20 protein-coding genes and 2 tRNA genes are annotated in these 21,496 nt (G+C 60.5%); 6 read left to right on the top strand and 16 right to left on the bottom strand.

What is annotated here, in order from left to right:
* Nucleotides 1-42: 42 nt before the first annotated feature.
* From DESLA_RS23015 to DESLA_RS0115605, 6 genes are all read right to left on the bottom strand, one after another.
* On the bottom strand, nt 43-195 hold the full coding sequence (locus tag DESLA_RS23015) for a hypothetical protein (protein ID WP_156932991.1): 153 nt from the start codon (nt 193-195) through the stop codon (nt 43-45).
* A 43-nt stretch (nt 196-238) separates the two neighbouring features.
* A complete protein-coding gene (locus DESLA_RS0115625) occupies nt 239-739 on the bottom strand; it encodes a hypothetical protein (RefSeq protein WP_028573189.1) in 501 nt (166 codons plus the stop codon).
* A gap of 76 nt (nt 740-815) precedes the next feature.
* Nucleotides 816-2,030: a tyrosine-type recombinase/integrase gene (locus DESLA_RS20905; protein ID WP_035261941.1), complete on the bottom strand. Its 1,215-nt coding sequence runs from the start codon at nt 2,028-2,030 to the stop codon at nt 816-818.
* 194 nt (nt 2,031-2,224) lie between these two features.
* Nucleotides 2,225-2,317 (bottom strand) — tRNA-Ser (locus DESLA_RS0115615).
* A 69-nt stretch (nt 2,318-2,386) separates the two neighbouring features.
* On the bottom strand, nt 2,387-2,821 hold the full coding sequence (gene tadA / locus DESLA_RS0115610; protein ID WP_028573188.1) for a tRNA adenosine(34) deaminase TadA: 435 nt from the start codon (nt 2,819-2,821) through the stop codon (nt 2,387-2,389).
* Between the two features lie 162 nt (nt 2,822-2,983).
* Nucleotides 2,984-3,796 (bottom strand): phosphoribosylformylglycinamidine synthase subunit PurQ, encoded by an 813-nt coding sequence (locus DESLA_RS0115605; RefSeq protein ID WP_028573187.1) that lies wholly within the window; start codon nt 3,794-3,796, stop codon nt 2,984-2,986.
* 214 nt (nt 3,797-4,010) lie between these two features.
* Here DESLA_RS0115605 and pyrG point away from each other — a divergent pair, with 214 nt between their 5' ends.
* The 5 genes from pyrG (at nt 4,011) to DESLA_RS0115580 (ending at nt 9,570) form a co-directional block, all read left to right on the top strand.
* Entirely contained in the window at nt 4,011-5,657 is a 1,647-nt protein-coding gene (gene pyrG, locus DESLA_RS0115600) for a CTP synthase (protein WP_028573186.1), read from the top strand.
* Between the two features lie 10 nt (nt 5,658-5,667).
* Nucleotides 5,668-6,483 carry a 3-deoxy-8-phosphooctulonate synthase gene (kdsA, locus tag DESLA_RS0115595; protein WP_035261936.1) on the top strand — a complete coding sequence of 272 codons (816 nt, stop codon included), beginning with the start codon at nt 5,668-5,670 and terminating at the stop codon, nt 6,481-6,483.
* A complete protein-coding gene (locus DESLA_RS0115590) occupies nt 6,473-7,000 on the top strand; it encodes a KdsC family phosphatase (RefSeq protein WP_028573184.1) in 528 nt (175 codons plus the stop codon). Before kdsA ends, DESLA_RS0115590 begins: the two co-directional genes overlap by 11 nt.
* A 254-nt stretch (nt 7,001-7,254) precedes the next feature.
* Nucleotides 7,255-8,313 (top strand): lipopolysaccharide heptosyltransferase II, encoded by a 1,059-nt coding sequence (waaF, locus tag DESLA_RS0115585; RefSeq protein WP_028573183.1) that lies wholly within the window; start codon nt 7,255-7,257, stop codon nt 8,311-8,313.
* Nucleotides 8,314-8,406: 93 nt separating this feature from the next.
* Nucleotides 8,407-9,570, top strand: a complete 1,164-nt coding sequence (locus tag DESLA_RS0115580) for a glycosyltransferase family 4 protein (RefSeq protein WP_084032119.1) — start codon at nt 8,407-8,409, stop codon at nt 9,568-9,570.
* A gap of 138 nt (nt 9,571-9,708) precedes the next feature.
* Here the strand turns inward: DESLA_RS0115580 and DESLA_RS0115575 are convergent.
* Nucleotides 9,709-9,797 (bottom strand) — tRNA-Leu (locus DESLA_RS0115575).
* A gap of 129 nt (nt 9,798-9,926) precedes the next feature.
* Between DESLA_RS0115575 and fdhD the strand changes: the two genes are divergently transcribed.
* On the top strand, nt 9,927-10,730 hold the full coding sequence (gene fdhD / locus DESLA_RS0115570) for a formate dehydrogenase accessory sulfurtransferase FdhD (RefSeq protein WP_035261935.1): 804 nt from the start codon (nt 9,927-9,929) through the stop codon (nt 10,728-10,730).
* Between the two features lie 21 nt (nt 10,731-10,751).
* Here the strand turns inward: fdhD and DESLA_RS0115565 are convergent, their stop codons facing one another.
* From DESLA_RS0115565 to lysS, 9 genes are all read right to left on the bottom strand, one after another.
* Nucleotides 10,752-11,594, bottom strand: coding sequence for an LpxI family protein (locus DESLA_RS0115565; RefSeq protein ID WP_051434748.1), 843 nt, complete (start codon nt 11,592-11,594; stop codon nt 10,752-10,754).
* A gap of 123 nt (nt 11,595-11,717) precedes the next feature.
* Nucleotides 11,718-12,539 carry an acyl-ACP--UDP-N-acetylglucosamine O-acyltransferase gene (gene lpxA / locus DESLA_RS0115560; protein ID WP_028573179.1) on the bottom strand — a complete coding sequence of 274 codons (822 nt, stop codon included), beginning with the start codon at nt 12,537-12,539 and terminating at the stop codon, nt 11,718-11,720.
* A complete protein-coding gene (gene fabZ / locus DESLA_RS0115555; protein ID WP_028573178.1) occupies nt 12,539-13,006 on the bottom strand; it encodes a 3-hydroxyacyl-ACP dehydratase FabZ in 468 nt (155 codons plus the stop codon). The genes lpxA and fabZ overlap by 1 nt, the downstream gene beginning before the upstream one ends.
* Entirely contained in the window at nt 13,003-14,040 is a 1,038-nt protein-coding gene (lpxD, locus tag DESLA_RS0115550) for a UDP-3-O-(3-hydroxymyristoyl)glucosamine N-acyltransferase (RefSeq protein ID WP_028573177.1), read from the bottom strand. Before lpxD ends, fabZ begins: the two co-directional genes overlap by 4 nt.
* Nucleotides 14,041-14,045: 5 nt before the next feature.
* Nucleotides 14,046-14,576, bottom strand: a complete 531-nt coding sequence (locus DESLA_RS0115545) for an OmpH/Skp family outer membrane protein (RefSeq protein WP_028573176.1) — start codon at nt 14,574-14,576, stop codon at nt 14,046-14,048.
* A gap of 239 nt (nt 14,577-14,815) precedes the next feature.
* Nucleotides 14,816-17,557 carry an outer membrane protein assembly factor BamA gene (gene bamA, locus DESLA_RS0115540; RefSeq protein WP_156932990.1) on the bottom strand — a complete coding sequence of 914 codons (2,742 nt, stop codon included), beginning with the start codon at nt 17,555-17,557 and terminating at the stop codon, nt 14,816-14,818.
* Between the two features lie 168 nt (nt 17,558-17,725).
* Entirely contained in the window at nt 17,726-18,409 is a 684-nt protein-coding gene (locus DESLA_RS0115530; RefSeq protein ID WP_028573174.1) for an ABC transporter ATP-binding protein, read from the bottom strand.
* On the bottom strand, nt 18,402-19,631 hold the full coding sequence (locus tag DESLA_RS0115525; protein ID WP_028573173.1) for a lipoprotein-releasing ABC transporter permease subunit: 1,230 nt from the start codon (nt 19,629-19,631) through the stop codon (nt 18,402-18,404). Before DESLA_RS0115525 ends, DESLA_RS0115530 begins: the two co-directional genes overlap by 8 nt.
* Nucleotides 19,628-21,139, bottom strand: a complete 1,512-nt coding sequence (gene lysS / locus DESLA_RS20900; RefSeq protein ID WP_035261932.1) for a lysine--tRNA ligase — start codon at nt 21,137-21,139, stop codon at nt 19,628-19,630. The genes DESLA_RS0115525 and lysS overlap by 4 nt, the downstream gene beginning before the upstream one ends.
* Between the last annotated feature and the right edge of the window lie 357 nt (nt 21,140-21,496).

Here is a 21,496-nt window from a genome sequence, read left to right as displayed (position 1 = left end):
TCCCCGCAACTGATCAGGCCGCGAGTAGGCCGGGAAATTTGTTCAGACGTTAACCACCTCTTCGTCAAGCCGACGAGCGATTTCAGTACGCCCGTGAGCCAAAGCCGCGGAGCAACCAGCAGCGTCGGGGTTTTCGTCACTCATGGCCGTGGCAGCCAGCCTTGCCGAACCGGCCAGATTGTCAGCCTGAGCCATGAAGGAGGTCAGGGTTTCCAAGAGTGGCTGGGGGATTTTTTGTTCATCCGTTTACAGCCTCTTTTTTCAGACTCCCAAGTCCTTCGAGGATCTGACAACGATGTTCCTCAAGCCTTTCAACGACCCAAACAACATCGGCACCATGGGTAATTTCGTCTTGCGAGCGGAGAACTTGCACCAAGGCACGCAAGCCCCCGCTTACCCCAAAAAAGCCTACCTTTCCGGAAGTATCTTCAAAAAAGTCAAAGCCTCGTTCCCAAAGTGCCCAGTACTGGCCAAGCAAGGCTTCCGCCCAAGTCAGCAGGCCAGCAGATGGCAAAGGCGGGTCATCCTCTGTGCCGGATGAGTTATGCCTATCAATCAAAAGGTAGAACGCCCGCAGGCCATTTAGGAAAGCCTCGAAGTGAGCTTGGTTGTCGCCTGCAGGGAGCACGTACTTTAGTTGAAACTCCGGGAAATCACTGTTGGCCTTGTCCTCGAGAAGGACCGTCTGGTTCTCGGGCTTTTCAAGTTGCACCACGTTCGATAGTGAAGTCTCAGCCATTCCATACCTCTCTTATGGCTTGGTCAGGCCCCAGGCGGGTGCTCCACCACCCGCTTGGGGCCGTTCCGTTCTTGGGCTATTCGTTTACAGCAGCGTCTTTGCTCGGGAACGACAGCACCTTACCGCCGGACGTGAGCAGATCCAGATAGTCCGCGTACCATTGCATCATGGCCTGTCGCTCATCCATCCTTTCTGAGCGATTATAGACGCCCGCCACCTTGTCCCTCTGGACATGTGCAAGTTGCAATTCAATGGTTTGAAAATCCCATTTGCCTGACTCGTTAAGCAGGGTGGATGCCGTTGACCTGAACCCGTGGGCCGTCATTTGGTCTTGGTCGTAGCCCATGCTCCGGATCGCAATACGGACAGTGTTTTCGCTCATGCACCGCCCCTTTCCCCGGTTGCTGGGAAAAAGCCACTGCCCGCCACCTGTTTGAGGCTGCAACTCTCTGAGTACTTCCAGAGTTTGGCGGGCCAAGGGTACCACGTGTTCGCGCCGGCGCTTCGTCTTTTCTTTCGGGATCGTCCATAAGCCCGTATCAAAATCGATCTCGTTCCACTCGGCGTGCCTCACCTCGCCGGGCCTTGCGAACGTGTACGCGCTGAACAGCAGGGCCAGACGGACAACGTTGCTTCCTTTGTAGGCGGCAATATTGCGCAGTAGCTCGGCCACCTCGTTTGGTTTGGTGATTGCGGAGAAACTCTTGACGGTCCGCTGGACCAATGCCTTTTGCACCGAGGCCGCCGGGTCGTTGTGATCCCGCCCCTCGGCGATGCTGTACTGAAAAATATTCGAGGCGATGCCGCGCAACCGCCGGGCCACTTCGCAGGCCCCGCGACTCTCCACCCGTCTCAACGTGGTCAGCATGTCCGAGGCCCTGATTTCCTCAATGGACATTGCACCGATCCACGGGAACAGGTCTTGCTCTATCCGCCGAAGCGTCAGGTCCGCATGGTCGGGAGTCCATCTCCCTCTGTTTGCACCATGCCACGCCAGGGCCACATCCTTGAAAGTGGTGATTGCACCACCTTTGCACCTTGCTTTTGATGGATCAATCTTCTCGGCCAGCAGGTTACGCTTTTCACCGGCCTTGTTCCTGGCATCGGCAAGCGAGAGGTCCGGGTATTGCCCGAGAACAATCTGATTACGCTTGCCATCCAGTTGATACCGAAACCTCCAGACCTTTTTCCCGGATGGATAGACGGCCAGGTAAAGCCCGTCAGCGTCGATCACCAAGTAAGTTTTCTCTTTCGGCTTCAGCGTGTCGATCTTCTTAACTGTCAGAGACATAGCGCAACCTCCAATCTCGGATGGTGCAAGCGCCACCCCTCGCGGCGCGTGTGCACCAGTCTTGCACCACTCCGGACTTAGATTGCAAAGGCTGTTTTGGACTATTTGAGACAAAAAGAAAGCCCCTGAACCCTTATTTCGCAAGGGCTAGGGGCTTTACTTAGAAAACCTTAGACTATCTTGGTTTGTTGATATGGCGGAGAGGGTGGGATTCGAACCCACGTGCCCCGGTTAAGGGACAAGGCGATTTCGAGTCGCCCCCGTTACGGCCACTTCGGTACCTCTCCGGTGACGGCGTGATCAGAGAACGATTGCTTGTCGTTCGACAGTTAGGTTTGGGCGATTGCTGTGATTGATTATTTTCTGCGCGCGGCGAAAAAGGAACTCAGCAGGTCGCTGCTTTCCTGGGCCAGGACGCCTTCGATCACCCAGAAACGATGGTTCAGCCAGTCCAGGTCGTTGATGTTGATCCGCGAGAGCACGGCTCCGGCCTTGGGGTCCCGTGCGCCGAAGACCACACCGGCGACGCGGGCCTGGATCAAGGCTCCGAGGCACATCAGGCACGGTTCCAGGGTGACGACCAGGACGCAGTCGGTCAGACGATGGTTGCCGACCTTGATCGCGGCTTCGCGCAGGGCCAGGATTTCAGCGTGCCCGACAGGGTCGTGGCCCGTTACGGTCCTGTTGTGTGCGGTGGAAAGGAGCGATCCGCTGCGGTCCAGAACCACCGCGCCCACCGGCACTTCTCCGTGGTCCCTAGCGGCCTGGGCTTCGGCCAGGGCCAGCCGCATGGGCTCCTCCCAAGGATTCCTACCGCCGCGGGTCATGGACGGCTCACCTGCTTTTCAGGCCGGGCAATGCTCGCGGACCCCTTCTCAGGACGTTCGCGTCACTCTCAAAGAACAAGTGGGAAGCAGTACGAGATGGCTTCATGGCTGTCAAGAACCGGCTCATTACTTCCGCGCCCGCAGATAGGCCGCACCGTTGGCCAGCAACGAGACGCCCAGCGGGGCATGCTCTCCGCGAGTCCAGGACGGATGGTTGGTCGGGTGGTTGTAGGCCTCGGGGTGGGGCATCAGCCCGAGAATGCGTCCGGTGGGGTCGGTCAGGCCAGCGATGCCGCCGGGCGACCCGTTGGGATTGTGAGGGTACTCCATGGTGGGCTGGCCGGTTTCGGGATCAACGTACCGCAGAGCCACGAGGCCGTCGCGCTCCAGGGCGTCCAGGGTCGGGCCGTCCTTGGGCACGAGCTTGCCCTCGCCGTGCCGGACCGGCAGGTACAACCCGTCCAGCCCGGAAGTGAACACGCAGGGGCTGTCCGGGTTGGTTCGCAGGTGCACCCAGCGGTCTTCGAACCGGGCCGAGTCGTTGTGGCTCAGGCTGACTCGGCGTTCAAACGCGCCTTTATCCGTACCGGGAAGCATGCCCAGCTTGACCAGCAGTTGGAAGCCGTTGCAGATGCCAAGGATCAGGCCGCCAGCGTCGAAAAAGCGCTTCAACTCGTCCACCAGGGGTGCGCCGGAGGCTGTTTTCGCGTAGCGCCAGCGCAAGGCCGCAGCTTGAGCCGCCCCCAGGTCATCCCCGTCCAAAAAGCCGCCGGGAAAGATCAGAAAATTAAAATCGCCCAGCCGCACGTCTCCGGCGAGCAGTTCGGAAAAATGCGCCACCACGACGCGGTCCGCGTCGGCCAGCGTGGCCGCATGAGCGGTTTCACGCTGACAGTTGGTCCCATATCCCGCGATCACCAGCACGTTGACGTTGCTCATGCACATTGCCTCCAGAAAAAAACAACCCGAGCTTGAATCCACAACTGCCACGAAATTGAGGAGATAGAGACAACCTTGAAATTCGTCAACCATGGCCTCGGTAGATTTTCACGACCTTTTGGGGCAATATAATTTGGTTTTGGGGGGACGCGGTTTCCCCGGACGGGCTTCCAATCGTCGAGCCACGGCGCATTTCCTTCAATAAGGAGTCGGCATGAAAACCAAGTTTATCTTCGTCACCGGCGGGGTGCTCTCGTCGCTGGGCAAGGGGCTGGCCGCCGCGTCCATCGGGGCGCTGTTGCAGGCCAGGGGGTTGAAGGTCACCATCCAGAAACTCGATCCCTACATCAACGTGGACCCGGGCACGATGAACCCGTTCCAGCACGGAGAGGTCTACGTGACTGACGACGGCGCGGAGACCGACCTGGATCTGGGCCATTACGAGCGCTACCTGAACATTTCCATGTCCCAGCGCAACAACTACACCTCGGGCAGCATTTACAACTCCGTGATTACCAAGGAGCGGCGCGGGGATTATCTGGGCGGGACCGTGCAGGTGATCCCGCACATCACCGACGAGATCAAAAGCGCGGTGCTCAGCGTGGCCCAGAACGACGAGGACGTGGCCATCATCGAGATCGGCGGCACGGTGGGCGACATCGAGAGCCTGCCGTTTCTGGAGGCCATCCGCCAGCTGCGCTCCAATCTGGGCAAGGACAACGTCCTGTACATCCACCTGACCCTGGTCCCGCTGATGCGCGCCGCCGGAGAGCTGAAGACCAAGCCCACCCAGCACAGCGTCAAGGAACTGCGCTCCATCGGCATTCAGCCGGACATCATTCTCTGTCGCAGCGAAGTCGACCTGGGCAAGGACATCAAGGCCAAGATCGCCTTGTTCTGCAATGTGGACGAAGACGCGGTGTTCACGGCCATTGACGTCAAAAGTATCTACGAAGTGCCCTTGGCCCTGTACGAGGAGGGGGTCGACCAGAAGATTGCCATTTTATTGCGACTTCCGGCCAAGAACCCGCACCTGCCGCGCTGGAAGGAGTTGGTCGCCAGGCTGAAGGCCCCCAAGGACGAAGTGCGCATCGCCATTGTCGGGAAATACGTGGATCTGCGGGAGTCCTACAAAAGCCTGCACGAGGCCCTGATCCACGGAGGCGTGGCCCACGACGTCTCCGTGCACCTGGAGTATGTCAACTCCGAGGATCTGACCGAAGCCACAGTGGCCCAGGCCATGGCCGGGCTGCACGGGGTGCTGGTGCCCGGAGGCTTCGGGCATCGCGGGGTGGAAGGCAAGATTGAGACCATCCGGCATGCCCGGGAAAAACAGGTTCCGTTTTTCGGCATCTGTCTGGGCATGCAGTGCGCGGTGATCGAATTCGCCCGCAACGTCCTGAACCTGCCCACGGCCAACTCCGAGGAGTTCGACCCCACCACCGCTGACCCGGTGATCTATCTGATGTCCGAGTGGTACGACCATCGTCGGCAATGCCTCCAGAAACGCGACGCGGGCTGCGCCAAGGGCGGGACCATGCGTCTGGGCGCGTACCCCTGCCGGATCAGACCGGAAACGAAAGCCTTCGTCGCCTACGCCGAGGAACTGGTCCAGGAGCGCCATCGCCACCGCTACGAATTCAATTCCCGCTACGCGGAACGCTTTGAAGCCGCCGGCATGGTGCTCAGCGGACTCTCCCCGGACAACGCCCTGGTGGAAATCGTCGAACTGACCGACCATCCCTGGTTTCTGGGCTGCCAGTTCCATCCGGAATTCAAATCCCGCCCCCTGGCGCCGCACCCCCTGTTCCGAGACTTTATCGGCGCGGCCCTGGCCTTCAAAAATGCAACCAAGCAGTAACGGACACGCCATGATCGACCCGAAACAATTGTATGAACGATCCAAAGCCGGGCCGTTTCTCATCGCCGGACCGTGCGTGCTGGAGAGCCTGGAACTTGCCCTGGAGGTCGCCGAGTCTCTGGCGGACATAGCCCGGCGCGAACAGATCCCCGTGATTTTCAAGAGTTCCTTTGACAAGGCCAACCGTAGTTCGTTGGAATCCTTCCGCGGCCCGGGCCTGGAGCGCGGCATGGAGTGGCTGGCCACGATCAAGGAACGGACCGGCCTGCCCGTGGTCACGGACATCCACGAGCCCAGGCAGGCGGCCACCGTGGCCCAGGTGGCGGACGTGATTCAGATTCCCGCCTTCCTGTGCCGCCAGACCGACCTGCTGCTGGCCGCCGGGGAAACCGGACGGATCGTGAACATCAAGAAGGGCCAGTTCGTGGCCCCCTGGGACCTGCTGCCCGCCGCGGCCAAGGTCCGCTCCACGGGCAATTCCCTGATCTGGCTGACCGAGCGGGGCAACAGCTTCGGATACAACAATCTGGTGGTGGATTTTCGCTCCTTTCCGCTGCTGGGCCAATCCGGTCATCCGGTGATCTTTGACGCCACCCATTCGGTCCAACTCCCCGGCGGCAAAGGGCACGCCTCGGACGGGCAACGGGAATTCGTTCCGGTTCTGACCCGGGCCGCCGTGGCCGCCGGGTGCAACGGCCTGTTCCTGGAGGTTCACCCCAGGCCGGATCAGGCTCTGTGCGACGGGCCCAATAGTTGGCCTTTAGACAAACTGCCCGCGCTGCTGGGTGATCTGCTGCGGATCTGGAGGCTTGACCATGAATGCTGAAGAACGTGCCCGACGGGTTCGGCTGCTGATCCTGGACGTGGACGGAGTGCTTACGGACGGCGGGCTGTATTTCGACGCCCAGGGGCGGGTCAGCAAGCGCTTCAATGTCCAGGACGGGCTGGGAATCAAGATGGCCCAGACAGCGGGGCTGGAGTTCGCCATCATCACCGGCCTGGACTCCCCGGCCGTGGCGGCCAGGGCCAAGGAACTGGGCATCACGGAATACCACCCCGGCCAGGTCAAAAAAGCCCCGATCATCCGCGAGATCTGCCGGAGCAGGGAGCTTGATCTTTCCCAACTGGCCTATCTCGGCGACGACTGGGTGGACGCGGCCCCCCTGCGCCTGGTCGGCCTGCCCATGGCCGTGGCCAATGCCCAGCCGGAGATCAAGGAACTGGCCGTCTGGACCAGCCAGGTCGCCGGGGGCCACGGCGCGGCCCGAGAAGCCATCCGGTTCATCCTCACGGCTCAGGGCGCGTACGAACCATTGTGGCGGCAGTGGCTGAACGACGAATAGGCGTGGGCCGCCTTGTTGGAACAACCGATCGCTTCGCTTCCTACCAATTCAAATTCGATAATGCGTTACTCGCTTGAGAAAATGCAGCTATCAGAGTCGGCGTCGGTATCGGAATCGGTATCGATACTTTGATCGCCTTTCCCTTAAATTGATCCCGATTCCGATAGCGACACCGAAAGACCATCATTGCTTTTCATAATGTTATCCTTGGCGTCCCTGGTGCCTTGAGCAACCATCGGGAGCGGGCGGTTCACATGGGTTTGAGCCCCTCAAGAATTCTACTTGTCGGCCCTTCCTGGGTCGGGGACATGGTCATGGCCCAGAGCTTGGTGCAGATGCTGCTCCGGCGGTTCCCGGACGGAGAGGTGGACGTCCTGGCCCCGGCCTGGAGCGCGGCCCTGGTAGCGCGGATGCCCGGAGTGCGCCGAGCCGTGACCCTCTCCGCGGGACACGGACGGCTGGGACTGCGGGAGCGGCTGGCCCTGGCCCGCCGCCTGCGCGGAAGCTATGACCAGGCACTGGTCCTACCTAATTCCCTGAAATCCGCCCTGGTACCGTTCCTGGCCCGCATTCCCCAGCGCACCGGCTATCTCGGCGAGTGCCGATACGGCCTGCTGAACGATCCGCGAAAACTGGACAAGCACCGCCTGCCCATGACCGTCCAACGGTTCGTGGCCCTGGGGCTGCCCAAGGACGCGCAGCAGCCTCCGGACGTGCCCACCCCGCGCCTCGAAGTCCCTGCCGCGGACGTCCAACAAGCCCTGGGCGAGCTGAACTTGGACACGGCCCGGAACATCCTGGTCCTCTGCCCCGGGGCAGAGTACGGTCCGGCCAAGCGCTGGCCGGCCGGGCACTTTGCTGAAGTGGGCAGTATCCTGGCCGAACGGGGCTGGAAGGTATGGGTAATGGGGTCGGCCAAGGACCGCGAAGCAGCCCAAACCGTGTGCGATCTGGTCGGCCCGGCGGCCGTGAATCTGGCCGGACGGACCTCCCTGGCCCAGGCCGTGGACCTGATTTCCCTGGCCCGGGCCGTGGTCAGCAACGATTCCGGCCTGATGCACGTGGCCGCGGCCCTGGATCGTCCCCTCGTAGCGGTTTACGGCTCCTCGGACCCCGGCTTCACCCCGCCGCTCAGCCCGACCTCGCGCATCGTCTCCCTGAGCCTGCAATGCAGCCCCTGCTTTCAACGCCAGTGCCCGGAGGGCCACCTGAACTGCCTTCAAAGCCTTACTCCGGACCTCGTCCTGACCCGATTGGCCGAACTGCTCCCGGATCTGGATGCCGGACGGCCCGTCAAAGCCGAGGAGCGTTAGAGATATGGCTGTTGCTGATTTGTGGCGCAGGCATCCTGCCTGCGTGGACAGGCAAGATGCCTGTCCCACCATTTTAATGCATCCTAACTCCCCATGTCTGATTTAATGCAGCCTCCCATTTGCGACCCACCACGACCAGCAGTTTACGTGGTCCGCCGTCAGTCCACGGGCGGCGGGGCCGAAACAGCGGCGGCGCGGCTGGTGAAGCATTTGTCCGCATTCTGGGAGGTTCATCGGCTTGCAGCGGGAACGCGCATCGCCGGACGGGCACTGGCCGGCGGCGCGGGGCCGGGCTGGTGGCGAGCGCTGCGCTTCGCGTCCGACGTGGATGCGGCCCTGACGGACCGGCCTGGCGTGATTCTCAGTCTGGAACGGGGGCCGAAATGTCACATCTACCGGGCCGGGGACGGGGTGCATCTGCGCTGGCGCTCGTTGCGTTTTGGCAGCTCCCCGTTGTGGATGACCAACCCCCTGCACTGGCTCTACCCTCGCCTGGAAGCCAAAACCGTGGCCTCCGCCCGCCTGGTGGTCACCAACTCGGAAATGGTCCGTCGGGAGATGGAACGGACGTATCCCCAGGCCGCTCATAAATTGCGGGTGGCGCTCAACGGCTTTGATCCGCAGCGTTTCTTTCCAAACCCCGATCCGACCAGGCAGCTTGTCCGAGCGCTCAACCCGCCAATATCAGACCTGCCGGAATTAAACCTGCCGACCCCATACCGACTGTTTCTCTTCGTGGGCAGCGGCTGGCAACGCAAAGGGTTGGCCCGAGCATTGGAACTCCTGGCCGCTTATAATCAAGCCGTTGTGCCGAATGAGCCACGGGGCGTGCTGCTGGTGGTGGGCAAGGGCAGGCCGGAACAATTCCGATCACTGCTTCAAAAATGGAATCTTGACTCCCAGGTGCGCTTTTTGGGCGTCCGATCGGAGCTGACCCGACTCTATCAAGCCGCGGACATCATGGTCCTGCCCACGCTCTACGACCCCTTTGCCAACGCCTGCCTGGAAGCCATGGCCTGCGACTGTCCGGTGCTCACCACCGCCAACAACGGCGCCGCCGAAGTGATCGCCCATGGACGGACGGGATACGTGCTCAAGAGTGGACTGGAAGGCGACCTGACCGACGCGGTGCACTGGCTGCGCACATCGTCCCGCCGCCCAGGAGAAGTGGCCGCAAGCGTGGCCGCGTTGACCGTGGACCGGGAAATGCGGGCCTTTTCGGCCCTGATACGGGAATTGTCGGCGTCGGGGCTTTGAACCCCGCTTTGAGCGGGGGGAGTTCAGCGAACAACTCGAACAGCCAAAAAAGGCGAGGCCGAGCTGCCCGCCCGACCTCGCCTTTTGTACCATCGCCCATTTCATTCCGAGCCGGTTTTGCTCGGTCGGACTGTCATATGGTGCCCAGGGCCGGAATCGAACCGGCACGCCCATCTCTGAGCGAGGGATTTTAAGTCCCTTGTGTCTACCAGTTCCACCACCCGGGCACTGCTCGTCCACTTATCCTTTCGACCTTTCTTCCGTCAATCGCCGCCGGGCCGGTTTTCGTCCTTTCGGCTTTACCTGGAATCTGCTAGAGCCTGGAAAATTTTTGAATACAGGAGATACGCCTCGTCATGCACGCCCAACCTTTGGATATCGCCGTTTCCACGCTGATCATCGCCCGCGACGGGCAGAAGGCGGCTCAGGAACAGGTTCTTGTTGAGCAACCCGTGGAAGTCGCCCTGAATGAGCGGGTCATTGGGACGGCCATGGTTCTGGCCCGTGACCTGGACGTGTTCGGGGCCGGATTTCTTTTCGGACAAGGATATGTGACCACGCCCGACGACATCGTGGAGGTCGTGCTCTGCGAGCAGGGCCGGGTCACGGTGTACGCGCGGACAAATGAAAGAGACGGAGAGCGGGGGGAAGATCGGGAAGCGGAGCCGGAGACCATCATCACCTCCGGTTGCGGCGGAACCGGGCGAATCAGCCGCCGGATGCTGGAGGAGGACTTTTCGCCGGCGGCGGAGAGCCGGATCGATCTGACCCAGGTCGGCGAGCTGATTCGCGGGACCTTGAACGCTTCCACCTTGCAGCAGGACACCCACTGCGTGCATGCCTGCGGCTACTGGGCCGAGGGACGTTTTCTGGGATGTTTCGAGGATGTCGGGCGACACAATGCCGTGGACAAGGTCATCGGGGCGATCCTGCTGAGGCGTTTTCCCACGGGCGGAGCCGTGTACACCACCGGGCGGCTGACCTCGGACATGGTCTTGAAATGCGCCCGGATCGGCATACCCATCGTGCTTTCCCGAACCGCCCCGTCTTCCTTGGGGCTGGACATCGCCAGGCGGGCCGATCTGACGCTCGTCGGATACGCCCGTCCGGGACGGCTGAACATCTTCAACGCGCCCCGGCGCATCATCACCGAGCCGTAAAGCGACGCCCGGTCGTCGGTCTCATCCCGCCAGGCCGACGATGCTGATCCCGTGGGACTCCGCCAAGCTGAGGCTTTCCGGAAGATCCAGAAACAGGCTGCGGCCGGCTTCCACGGCCAGGCAGGACGCTTGGGCCTGGATCATGGTCCGGATGGTTTGCGGACCGATGGCCGGGAGATCCAGTCGCGGGTCCTGGATCGGCTTGAAAACTTTGATCACCACGCATCCCGGCCCGACCAACTCGCCGGCCCGCAGAATCGTGGCGTCGGTGCCCTCCAGGGCCTCCACGGCAACGGCGCTGCGCTTACGAACCACCACGCACTGCCCCACGTCCAAGGAGCCCATTTGCCGGGCCAGGGGCCAGCCGAAATCGATGTCCGCCCGCTCTTCCGGCGTGGGCTTGCGCCGGGTCAGTTCGCCTTCCGGGGTTTTCAGATGAGGCAGAAACTCCTGGGCCGCGACCACGGCCATGCCTTCGCTCTCCAATTCCTGGGTGATGGCCCGCAACAGCACGTCGTCCTGCGTGTTCCGAACCTTCCAGAGCAATTTGGCCGCTCGCCAGTCCGGTCGAAAATCCACGGCCCGGGCCTTATGCACCTTGCCGGCCATGACGATCCGCCCGACGCCTTGCTGCTTGCAAAAGGCGATCAGTTTGCCCAACTGTCCCAGGTGCAGCCATTGCCACGCATCCATATCCCGGGGCAGGTCCGCTTCGGTCTCTCCGCCAAACCCCACTCCCACCACGCGCAACCCCATGGCCCGCGCCCCGTCCAGCACCAACCGCGGCAGACGGCCACCTCCGGCAATAATCGCCAGAGTCCCGGAACGTGCGTCCACCGTGCCCGATTGGCCAAGAAAATCCATCGTCGCCTACCCCGCCTCCAGATCTTTCCAGGCAAATCAGTATTCAGAATTCAGACTCCTTACTCCTGACTCCTGAATTCTGAACATCCCGTGTTTTCTGAATCCTGTCTGCAACATTCCGCCTCAATACACCGGAATGTCCTGCCCGTTGACCTCGAGCTGGTTGTCCGCGGAAACGCCCCGGGTCGTGCCCTGAAGGAATTCAAGGAGAAAAGCGACTTCAGAGGATTCCGGGCAGATCTGCCGGACTTCTTCGATGGCGTCCTGGCGCTTCTTTCCGGAACGCCAGATGATCTTGTAGGCCTTTTCGATGTTGGCCACGGCCTCGGACGAAAACCCCTGGCGTTTCAAACCGATGACGTTGGGACCGTACAGTTTGGCCGGAGTGCCCGTGGCGATCATGTAGGGAGGGATGTCCAAACTGATCCCGGCCTTGCCGCCGATGAAGGCGTAGGCCCCGACCCGGGCGAACTGATGCACGGCGCACAACCCGCCGAGCACGGCCTTGGTGCCGACGTGGACGTGTCCGCCCAGAGTGGCCGCGTTGGCCATGATGACCTTGTCCTCCACCACGCAGTCGTGGGCCACGTGGGCATAGGCCATCAGCAGGCAGTCAGAGCCAAGGCGGGTCACCCCTTCACCGCCCACTGTGCCTCGGTGCAGCGTGGAGTATTCCCGGATCAGATTGCGGTCGCCGATTTCCAGCAGGGTCGGTTCGCCTTTGTACTTCACATGCTGGGGATCGCCGCCGATGAAGGCGAAGGAATGCACGTGGTTGTCCGCTCCGAGACGGGTATGGGCGTGGATGCGGACATGGGCATCGACCTTGGTCCGGTCACCGATGACCACGTCCGCGTCGATGACGCACATCGGTCCGATCCGGACGTCCTGCCCCAGTTGCGCGCCCGGATCAACAACGGCGGTGGGATGAATCTGGGTACCCATCACGCCTGCTCCCGATCCACGAACGCGCCGCTGAGCGTCGCCTCGGCCACCACCTGTCCATTGACTTGGGCCGTTCCTGCCATTTTCCAGACGTTCATCTTGTTTCTTACATGACTCATGTTCAACTCCAGTTGGTCTCCGGGCACCACTTGCCGACGGAACTTGACCCGCTCCAACCCGGTGAACAGAAAAAGTTTGTTATGCAGCTCTTCCTTCGGCTTGCTCACCATGAGCAATAATCCGGCGGTCTGGGCCAGGGCCTCGATGATCAGCACTCCGGGCATCAGGGGATAGCCGGGAAAATGTCCCTGAAAAAAGGGCTCGTTGAACGTAACGTTCTTGATCGCCCGAATGGAGGTCTTGGGCTCGAATTCCAGAACCCGGTCCACCAGCAAAAGCGGGTAACGATGGGGCAACAGATCCATGATCCCCCGGATATCGATACGCGAAGGGTCGGTACTGCTCATGATTCTTCCTTGGAAAGGTTCGTTTTCAAAGTTTCGAGTTCTTTTTCCAGCGCGGCCAAACGCTTGGCCATGTCCGGCAGGCGGTTCCAGGTAGCGGCGACTCGGAGGAACTTCCTGGCTTCCACCGCCGGAGAGCCGAGATAATCTTGGCCTCCGGCAAGGGACCGGTTCACCCCGGATTGGGCTCCGACCCGGCAGCCGTCGCCCAGGTGCAGATGGTCGGCGATACCAACCTGGCCGGCCAGGGTGACCCGCTCGCCCAGCCTGGAACTCCCGGCGATGCCCACCTGGGAAACCAGGATGCAATGGGGCCCGACCTCCACGTTATGTCCGATCTGCACGAGGTTGTCGATTTTCGTCCCGGCTCCGATTCGGGTGGCCCCCAAGGTGGCCCGGTCGATGGTGGTGTTGGCCCCGATCTCCACGTGATTCTCGACCACGAGGTTGCCGATCTGGGGTACCTTTTCCAAACCTCGGGGGCCGGGAGTGTAGCCGAAGCCGTCACTGCCCAACACGGCCCCAGGGTGAATGATCACGTCGTCGCCCACCACCGTCCCGGACATGAGCACCGCGTTGGGATAGATGGTCACCCGATCACCGATCCGGCAGTCCTCGCCCACGTACACGCCGCTGAACAGCCGAGAATCCTTTCCGATTTCCGCGCCCTGCCCCACGAAGACGAAAGGATACACGGTCGCCGAGGAATCCACACGGGCCTCCGGATGGATCCAGGCCGCCTCGTCGTGACCGGAAAATCGCCCTTGTGGGACGGCATACAGACGCAGAGCCCGAGTGAAATCCAGGTAAGGATTGGCGCTGATCAAGGCCGAGCCGACCTCCGAGGCAAACTCGGCCGGGACGATCACCGCCCCGGCCTTGGTCATTCGGAGTTGGGACAAATGCTTCGGTCCGGCAAGAAAGCTCAGTTCGTCGGCCCCCGCGCTTTCCAAGCCGGCCAGCCCGTGAATGGCCAAGTCCGGCCCCTGCATGGACAGTTCCAACAGCCCGGCCAGTTCGGAGAGCGTATGGGCCATGACCGTTACCTGGCCTGCCAAGCCTTGTTCAATTCTTCTTTCAGGGCGTCAGTGATGACCACGGCGTCGTCGGCATACACCAAGCCGGAGGCGTTGCCGTCGATGATCATGGTAAAATTGTTTTGCCTGCCGTACGTGTCGATGACATTGATCAGCAGTTCCAGGATCGGCTCACTCAGACGATCCTCCTCAGTCTTCATCTTCACCTGAAACGCCTGAAACTGGTCTTGAAAGTCACGCACCTTCCGGCGGTACTCCAGTTCCTTGTCTTGCTGGGCTTCCTGGCTGAGGACCATGCTTTGACGCTGCAGCTCGTCGCGCAACTTGGTGATGGTCTCGTTCTGCGCGTCCAATTCACCCTTCATGGATTCAAATCGGGTGCGCAGTTCGTTCATGGCCTGCTGGCCGGGAATCGACTCCGCGATGATAGCCTGCATGTCCAGGATGCCGACCTTGACCTGGGCCCAGGCCGGAGTGGCCGCTCCGACCGCCAGAAACAGCGCCGCGACGAGCAACGCACGAAAACAAAAACGCATACTGACTCCTTGGATTGTTGTCTGATTAGTTGGGTGACGCAAAAAACTATTCCTGATCGTAACTACTCAGCTCATCCGAGTAAAAACGGCCTGGATACCCGCCTTCGCGGGTATGACTGACTCGGAGATGGCATTGGAAAACACGTCATTCCCGCGAAGGCGGGAATCCAGGTCATGCTTGCCGCAAGTTTTTGAAAGTTACCTTTTTCCAGTTAATCAATCTGAATACTTACCCTTATCTAGAAAATCTGGCCAATGGTAAACTCTATTCCACTTTGGCGATCACCTTCGAGGCGATCAAGTCCATAACCGTATTCCAGACGCAGCGGTCCCAGAGGCGAGTACCAGCGGATACCGGTGCCGACGCTTTTATAAAGCTTGGACCCGAAGGATTCTCCGTCGTCCCAGACGTTGCCGGCGTCGAAAAAGACCAAGCCCACCAAGCCCATTTCCTGGTTTAGGGGGAACAGGTACTCGAAGTTGGTGAAAAACTGTTGCGTCCCACCGATTCGATCCCTGGTCTCCGGATCGCGCGGCGAAATTTCCATCCCCGGATAGCCGCGAACGCTGTCGATGCCGCCAAGATAGAACCGCTCGAAAACCGGGGCCTCATTTCCGTCGTTGTCGAACAGGAAGCCCACCTGCCCTCGCCAGTGGAAGACCGTGTCCCAGAAAAGCGGGTAGTAGAAGTGGGTATCGTAAGTGGATTTGATGAAATGGTCGTCGCCCTGCAAAATACCGCCGGAATACTGGACCGACAGCGTGTTCACCGTGCCGCGGGACGGATTGAATATCCTGTTGGTGGTGTCCCGGCTGACTGCGGCATAGGTGGAACTGGCCCATTTGGTGCCTTCGGCGTCCCGGATGCGCTGGGCCGCGTTCTCCTTGATGTTGAAAATGGTGTACCGCTCCAGGCGATAGTTCCAGTACAACCTGGTGTACTCGCCAAGCGGATAGGACAGGCGAAATCGACCGCCCACTGCCTTCCGGTCGTAATCCTTGAAATCCCGCGTCCAGTAATAAATGTCCGTGCCCACGCCCAAAAGCGTATCCCGCCAAGCCGGGTTGGTCAGGCTGATGTCGTACATCGTGCTGCGTCCGCTAAACGTGCCTCTGAGGGACAGATTGTAGGCCCTGCCGAACAGGTTGCGCTCCTGGACCTGGCCGGAAACGAAGACCTTGTCCAGGCTGGAATAGCCGATACCGGCGCTGAGCATTCCGGTGGGCTTTTCCTTGACCGTGACCTTCAGGTCCAATTCGCTGGGATCAGGAGTGGCCAGGGTTTCAATGTCCACCATTTCAAAAAAGTCCATCCGGACGAGGCGTTCATTGGAACGGGCCAATTTGGCGCCGCTGAACAAATCCCCGTCCCCGAGGCGCATTTCCCGGCGGATGACGTTGTCCCGTGTTTTCGTATTGCCCTCGATGAGCACGCGACGAATGTAGACCAAAGAGCCCTTGTCCAGGACGTAAATCACGTTGACCAGCAGTTCGTCCCGCTGGATGTCCAACTGAGCGTCGCTTTGGGCAAAGGCGTATCCGTACTCAGTATAGTGGTCGGCCAAGGTCTGCAGGTCCTGACGCAGGACGGATCGGTCGAAGTACGTGCCTCGTGCTTGAAGATCGTCCAGGGAGATCAGCTTCAGAAGTTCTTCTTCAGGGTCCAGAAGATCGCCGCGGAAGGCGATGGTTCCGATTTTGTATCTGGGCCCTTCTTCCACCTTGAAGGTGATGCGGATGCCCTCTTCCAGGTATTCCACTTCAGGTTGGCCGACCCGTGCGTCCAGAAAACCGCGGTTGGCATAGTAGGCTTCCAGGGCCGCGGCGTCACGTTCCAGCAGTTCTTCCCGCAAAATCCCCGTACCGGTCATCCAGGAAAAAAGCCCCCGCTCACCGAGCACCAACTCCTTGCGCAACTCGCGCTGGCTCAGGGACTGGGCCCCCTCGATGACGATATCGCGGATAAACAACCGGTTGCCTTCATCAACGGTGATGTTCAGTCTGGCCTGACGGGGATCGGTCTGTTCCAGATTGTAGTCCACCTGGGCCAGATAGTACCCCTTTTGCCGGTACAATTCCCTGATCTTGCCCAGGTCGTCGGACAATATCCTGGGATTGATGATGCTTCCCGTGCGGGTGGTGATGGCCTTGAGAATGTCCCCTTCCTTGATTTCCTTGGCCCCGACCACGCTGATGGCCTGGATTCGAGGACGCTCGGTGACTTCGAAGGTCAGGATCTTGCCACTGGGGCCGTCCTCCACCCGGATGGTGATGTCGTCGAAAAAGCCCAATTCAAAAAGACGCCGGATATCCTCGTTGACAATCTGAGGGTCATAAATATCCCCCTTCTGGCTGCGAATGCGCAGCAGAACCACGTCCGATCCCAGGGTTTGGTTTCCTTCCACCAGGATCTCGGCGATGGTCTCCACCTGGCGCAACTCGCGGGTGACCAGCTCGGCCAGCTCTTCCACCGCGGGCAGCAGGTTGATCAACCCGTCCCGGACCACGAAAAACGATTTGGCCGGTTTCAGACCAAAAGCCTCCACCAAGCGCACGTCCAGGCTGATGTTCTCGCCGATCTGGCTGAAACTCCCGTAGATGGCGTGCGCGGAAGCGGAAAGCAACGCCATGTCCCGGGCCGCGGACAGGTCCAACTCGATTAATTCCTGGTCGCGCAACAGTTGCGTGGTCTGGTCTCCGGGGTGGACCTCGAAGCCGTTGGCCCGCAGCCTTTCCCGCAGCAGCTCCGGAAGGCCCTCATGGAGATGGTCGAGATCCGGCGCGGCGTTGATTTCGAAGGGCAGGACGATCAACTTCATGGCGGAACCGGTCTGGGCTGTGGCCTGGGCTCCGGTCTGCGCCGCGGCCTGCAGTGGCGCGATGAGCCAAAACACGGAAAACAAGGCCATGGCGAAGAGAACGCCGCCGATCGGTCTCAGGCGGTTCGACTTGAGCGAAAACGGACGGAATTTTGGGGTCATAAAGTGCCTCGCAGCAACGCCAGGGTTACCAGTCCGTTGAAAAACTCCCCGCGTGGCCGCAAAAAGTTCAAACTCTCACGTATGAACGAATACGCTTCGACCTTGAACATTTTTTGCTCCTTGGACTTGGAGTTTTTGAACAAACTGTCGGGTAAGGATTTCGAACGGTTACAAGGAAAACAGTTCACCGCCACGCAACTCGTATCGATGCCGCATGGCTTGAGCCAGATCTTGATTGTGGGTCACGACGACCAAACTCGTTTCCAGGGTTTGATTCAATTCCAAAAGGACGCGTTTCACGCTCTCTCCGGCTTCCTCGTCCAGATTTCCGGTGGGTTCGTCCGCGAGGATCAGCCTGGGTTTGAGCAGCAAAGCCCGGGCAATGGCCACCCGTTGGCGCTCGCCGCCGGAAAGGGTGGTCACCCGATGCCTGCCGCGGTCCGCCAGGCCGACCATGTCCAACATCGTGGCGGCCTCACGCCGGGACCAGGCATGGGATCGCCCGGCGATCAGACCGGGCATGGCCACGTTTTCCAACGTGGAGAACTCCGGCAATAAGTGATGAAACTGGAACACGAAGCCGACGCTCTCGTTGCGCAGTCGATCCTTTTCAGCCCGCGTCAACGTGGTCGTGTCCCGACCGGCAAAAAAAACCGAGCCGGAGGTGGGCTGGTCCAGGGTACCCAGGATGTGCAACAAGGTGGATTTCCCCGATCCGGACGCACCGAGCACGGCCGCGGTTTCTCCGGACCGCAGGGTGAAGTCCACGTGCTTGAGGATGGTCAACCGCTCCGCCGTGCTGTGCACCTCCTTGCCGAGTCCCCGCACGTCAAGCAACAACGCGTCACTCATACCGCAGAGCCTCGGCGGGTTGCAACCGGGACGCCTGGCGGGCCGGGTAGAGCGTGGCCAGAAAACACATCCCCATGGCCGCCACGGCGATGATGGTCATGTCCGTCCATTGGAGCTGCACCGGCAGGTGGTCCAGATAATAGACGTCCATGGGCAGCTGAATGAACTGATAGCGCTGGAGCAGATAGCAGAGCAGCAAACCGATGGCGAAGCCCAGGCTTGTGCCCACGGCTCCGATGATCGTGCCCAGGAGGATGAAAATCCGGGCGATCCGTTTCGGCCCCGCGCCCATGGAGGCCATGATGGCGATATCCCTGGTCTTCTCCATGACCAGCATCACCAACGTGGTGATGATACTGAAGGAGCCGACCAGGACGATCATCACCAAAATCACGAACATGGCCGCTTTTTCCAACTTGAGCGCGGCAAAGAGGTTTTGGTTCATCTGCATCCACGTCCGGACTTGCAAGGGAAAGCCACCCAAAGATATTTCCAGTTGCTGGGCGACACGCGGCGCGGCGTCCACGTCGCGCAACCGGACTTCCAGGCCGGTGACCAGATCGCCGCGAAACCCCAGCACGGACTGGGCCGCTGGAATGGTCACGTAAGCCAGGGATGAGTCGTACTCGAACATCCCGGTGCGAAACACTCCCCGGACCACGAAGGTTTCCACGCTGGGGGCAAAACCGGCCGCGGAACGCTGCCCCGCGGGCGAAAGCAGGTTCACCTCGGAACCTACCCGCAACCCGAGCCTCCCGGCCAATTCTGACCCCACGAAAATTCCCCGTCCAGCGGGATCATCCACCAAATCCTGGACATCGCCCATGATTAAGTCACGGGACAGGGTGATCACGCCGCGAGCGGCAGCGGGGTCGATCCCGCGCAGGACCACGCCCTTGACGCCCATACCCGTGCTCAGCATCACTTCCGAAAAGACGAAAGGCATCGCCCCGACCACCCCGGGCACGGACCCGGCGCGCTCGGTCAGATGGTCATAATCCCGGATCACGCCTTCCAGGCTGGTGACCACGATATGGGCGTTCACCCCGAGAATTTTGTCGCGCAGCTCGTTGCTGAAACCGTTCATCACCCCCAGAACCACGATCAAAGCCGCCACCCCCAGGGCCACGCCAAGCACGGAAACCCAGGAAATAACGGAGATGAAGGCGTGATTGCCTCGGGTCAGGAGATAGCGCAGGGCGATGAAGCGCTCGAATCTCATGGGTTTGGGCCGACCTCCGGACGCAGCAACGGAAACAGGATGACTTCGCGGATCGAGGGGCTGTCCGTGAGCAGCATCACCAATCGGTCGATGCCCACGCCCTCGCCCGCGGCCGGAGGCATGCCGTACTCCAGGGCGCGGACATAGTCGTCGTCCATGAAGTGGGCTTCCTCGTCTCCGGCCTCCTTCTCCTTGACCTGCTCCTCGAAGCGGCCGCGCTGGTCCATGGGGTCGTTCAATTCGGAAAAGGCATTGGCCATTTCCCTGCCGGCGATGAACAACTCGAACCGGTCCGTGACCTGGGGATCGTCCTCGTTGCGCCGGGAGAGAGGAGAAATATCCGTGGGATAGTGATAGATGAAATGGGGCTGGATCAGCTTGGGTTCCACCAGCAGATCGAACAGCTTGGCCTGGAGTTTGCCCAGCTTTTCATTCACATGGGCCTTTTCCCCCAGCTTGAGCACCAGGCTTCTGGCCTGGTCGTACTCCATGTACTGCTCCGGCCGCAGCCCGCCCAAGGTCTCCAGGGAGTCGAAAAAGGTCAGCCGCTGCCAGGAGCCGCCCAGGTTGATCATCTCGCCCTGATACGGAACCACCTCGTTTCCCGTGACGGTACGGGCCAAATCCGCGAACATCCGTTCGGTCAGGTCCATCAAATCCCGGTAGTCGGCATAGGCCTGGTAGAACTCCAGCATGGTGAATTCCGGGTTGTGCTGGGTGGAAATGCCCTCGTTGCGGAAATTCCGGTTGATCTCGTAGACCCGTTCGAATCCGCCCACCAGCAGCCGCTTCAGGTACAGCTCCGGAGCGATGCGCAGATAGAGCTTCATGTCCAGGGCCTTATGATGGGTCGTGAAGGGTCGGGCCGTGGCGCCGCCGGGGATGGGCTGCATCATCGGCGTCTCGACTTCCATGAAGCCCTCGTTGTCCAGGTAGGAACGCAGAAAGCGCACGATCTGGGTCCGGCGTTGAAAAATCTCCCGGGTCCGGGGGTTGACCATCAGGTCCACGTAGCGTTGACGATAGCGGACTTCCACGTCCTTCAAGCCATGATACTTTTCGGGCAAAGGACGCAGAGCCTTGCTGACCAGGTCCACGCTTTCGGCCTTGATAGTCAGTTCGCCGGTCTTGGTCCGGAACAAACCGCCCTTCACGCCGACAATGTCACCGATGTCGAATTTCTTGAACAGCGCGTACTTTTCCGTGCCCACTGTATCACGCTGGACAAAAACCTGCATCTGTTCCGTGGCGTCCTGAAGGTGCAAAAAAGCGGCCTTGCCGAAGGAGCGCTGGCTCATGACCCGTCCGGCCACGGCGAACGTCTCTTCCAAGGCCTCCAAGGCCGTCTCGTCATGGTCTTGGTACGCGGCCTTGATCCGCGCCAGTTCGGTGTTCTTTCGAAAATCGTTGGGATACAGGGCCACTCCGGACGCCTGAAGCTGGGTGAATTTCTCCAGTCGCTGTTTTTGGAGCTGGCTCAAGTTTTGGTTCTGCTCGGTAGTCAAAATCGTTCCTCAGTTGTTCATGGCCGCCGACCATGATGGGGTGATTCGGGAAAAGCGGGCGAGGTGACTGATGACGTAGACGGCATGACAAGAGAAGCTCTGTTCATGAAGGCGGAAATCCTGCGCCGGAATGAGGCCATCCACGGAGTGCGACGAGTCGTCGCGAGTTCGCGATTATTTGGTCCGCGATCAGCCGAAACGACAACGTGATTGCGTATGCCAAGTCCGCCGATTCGTCAAGAAATCGACGACGCGGGCCGAACGCGCCGCGATGTTCAGCTTGACCGGGGTTTTCAATACGGTTTAGGAATCGGAGATTTTCGCGTCCATCCAGTTCTTGTCGGCAGTCCGTTCAAAAAC

The organism is Desulfonatronum lacustre DSM 10312 (genome assembly GCF_000519265.1).
GTDB classification, from domain to species: Bacteria; Desulfobacterota; Desulfovibrionia; order Desulfovibrionales; family Desulfonatronaceae; genus Desulfonatronum; species Desulfonatronum lacustre.
The sequence above is the reverse complement of the archived record's forward strand: the minus strand, read 5'-3'. Positions and strand labels throughout refer to the sequence as shown.

Excerpts from the sequence above, each read along its gene's own strand:
- DESLA_RS0115590 (WP_028573184.1), top strand. The coding sequence starts at position 6,473 with ATGAATGCTGAAGAACGTGCCCGACGGGTTCGGCTGCTGATCCTGGAC.
- DESLA_RS0115545 (WP_028573176.1), bottom strand. The coding sequence starts at position 14,576 with ATGCGTTTTTGTTTTCGTGCGTTGCTCGTCGCGGCGCTGTTTCTGGCG.
- DESLA_RS0115530 (WP_028573174.1), bottom strand. The coding sequence starts at position 18,409 with ATGAGTGACGCGTTGTTGCTTGACGTGCGGGGACTCGGCAAGGAGGTG.
- bamA (WP_156932990.1), bottom strand. The coding sequence starts at position 17,557 with ATGACCCCAAAATTCCGTCCGTTTTCGCTCAAGTCGAACCGCCTGAGA.
- DESLA_RS0115565 (WP_051434748.1), bottom strand. The coding sequence starts at position 11,594 with ATGGATTTTCTTGGCCAATCGGGCACGGTGGACGCACGTTCCGGGACT.
- DESLA_RS0115580 (WP_084032119.1), top strand. The coding sequence starts at position 8,407 with ATGTCTGATTTAATGCAGCCTCCCATTTGCGACCCACCACGACCAGCA.
- fdhD (WP_035261935.1), top strand. The coding sequence starts at position 9,927 with ATGCACGCCCAACCTTTGGATATCGCCGTTTCCACGCTGATCATCGCC.
- DESLA_RS0115525 (WP_028573173.1), bottom strand. The coding sequence starts at position 19,631 with ATGAGATTCGAGCGCTTCATCGCCCTGCGCTATCTCCTGACCCGAGGC.
- waaF (WP_028573183.1), top strand. The coding sequence starts at position 7,255 with ATGGGTTTGAGCCCCTCAAGAATTCTACTTGTCGGCCCTTCCTGGGTC.
- lpxA (WP_028573179.1), bottom strand. The coding sequence starts at position 12,539 with ATGGGTACCCAGATTCATCCCACCGCCGTTGTTGATCCGGGCGCGCAA.
- kdsA (WP_035261936.1), top strand. The coding sequence starts at position 5,668 with ATGATCGACCCGAAACAATTGTATGAACGATCCAAAGCCGGGCCGTTT.
- lpxD (WP_028573177.1), bottom strand. The coding sequence starts at position 14,040 with ATGGCCCATACGCTCTCCGAACTGGCCGGGCTGTTGGAACTGTCCATG.
- DESLA_RS20905 (WP_035261941.1), bottom strand. The coding sequence starts at position 2,030 with ATGTCTCTGACAGTTAAGAAGATCGACACGCTGAAGCCGAAAGAGAAA.
- tadA (WP_028573188.1), bottom strand. The coding sequence starts at position 2,821 with ATGCGGCTGGCCCTGGCCGAAGCCCAGGCCGCTAGGGACCACGGAGAA.
- fabZ (WP_028573178.1), bottom strand. The coding sequence starts at position 13,006 with ATGAGCAGTACCGACCCTTCGCGTATCGATATCCGGGGGATCATGGAT.
- pyrG (WP_028573186.1), top strand. The coding sequence starts at position 4,011 with ATGAAAACCAAGTTTATCTTCGTCACCGGCGGGGTGCTCTCGTCGCTG.
- DESLA_RS23015 (WP_156932991.1), bottom strand. The coding sequence starts at position 195 with ATGGCTCAGGCTGACAATCTGGCCGGTTCGGCAAGGCTGGCTGCCACG.
- DESLA_RS0115605 (WP_028573187.1), bottom strand. The coding sequence starts at position 3,796 with ATGAGCAACGTCAACGTGCTGGTGATCGCGGGATATGGGACCAACTGT.
- DESLA_RS0115625 (WP_028573189.1), bottom strand. The coding sequence starts at position 739 with ATGGCTGAGACTTCACTATCGAACGTGGTGCAACTTGAAAAGCCCGAG.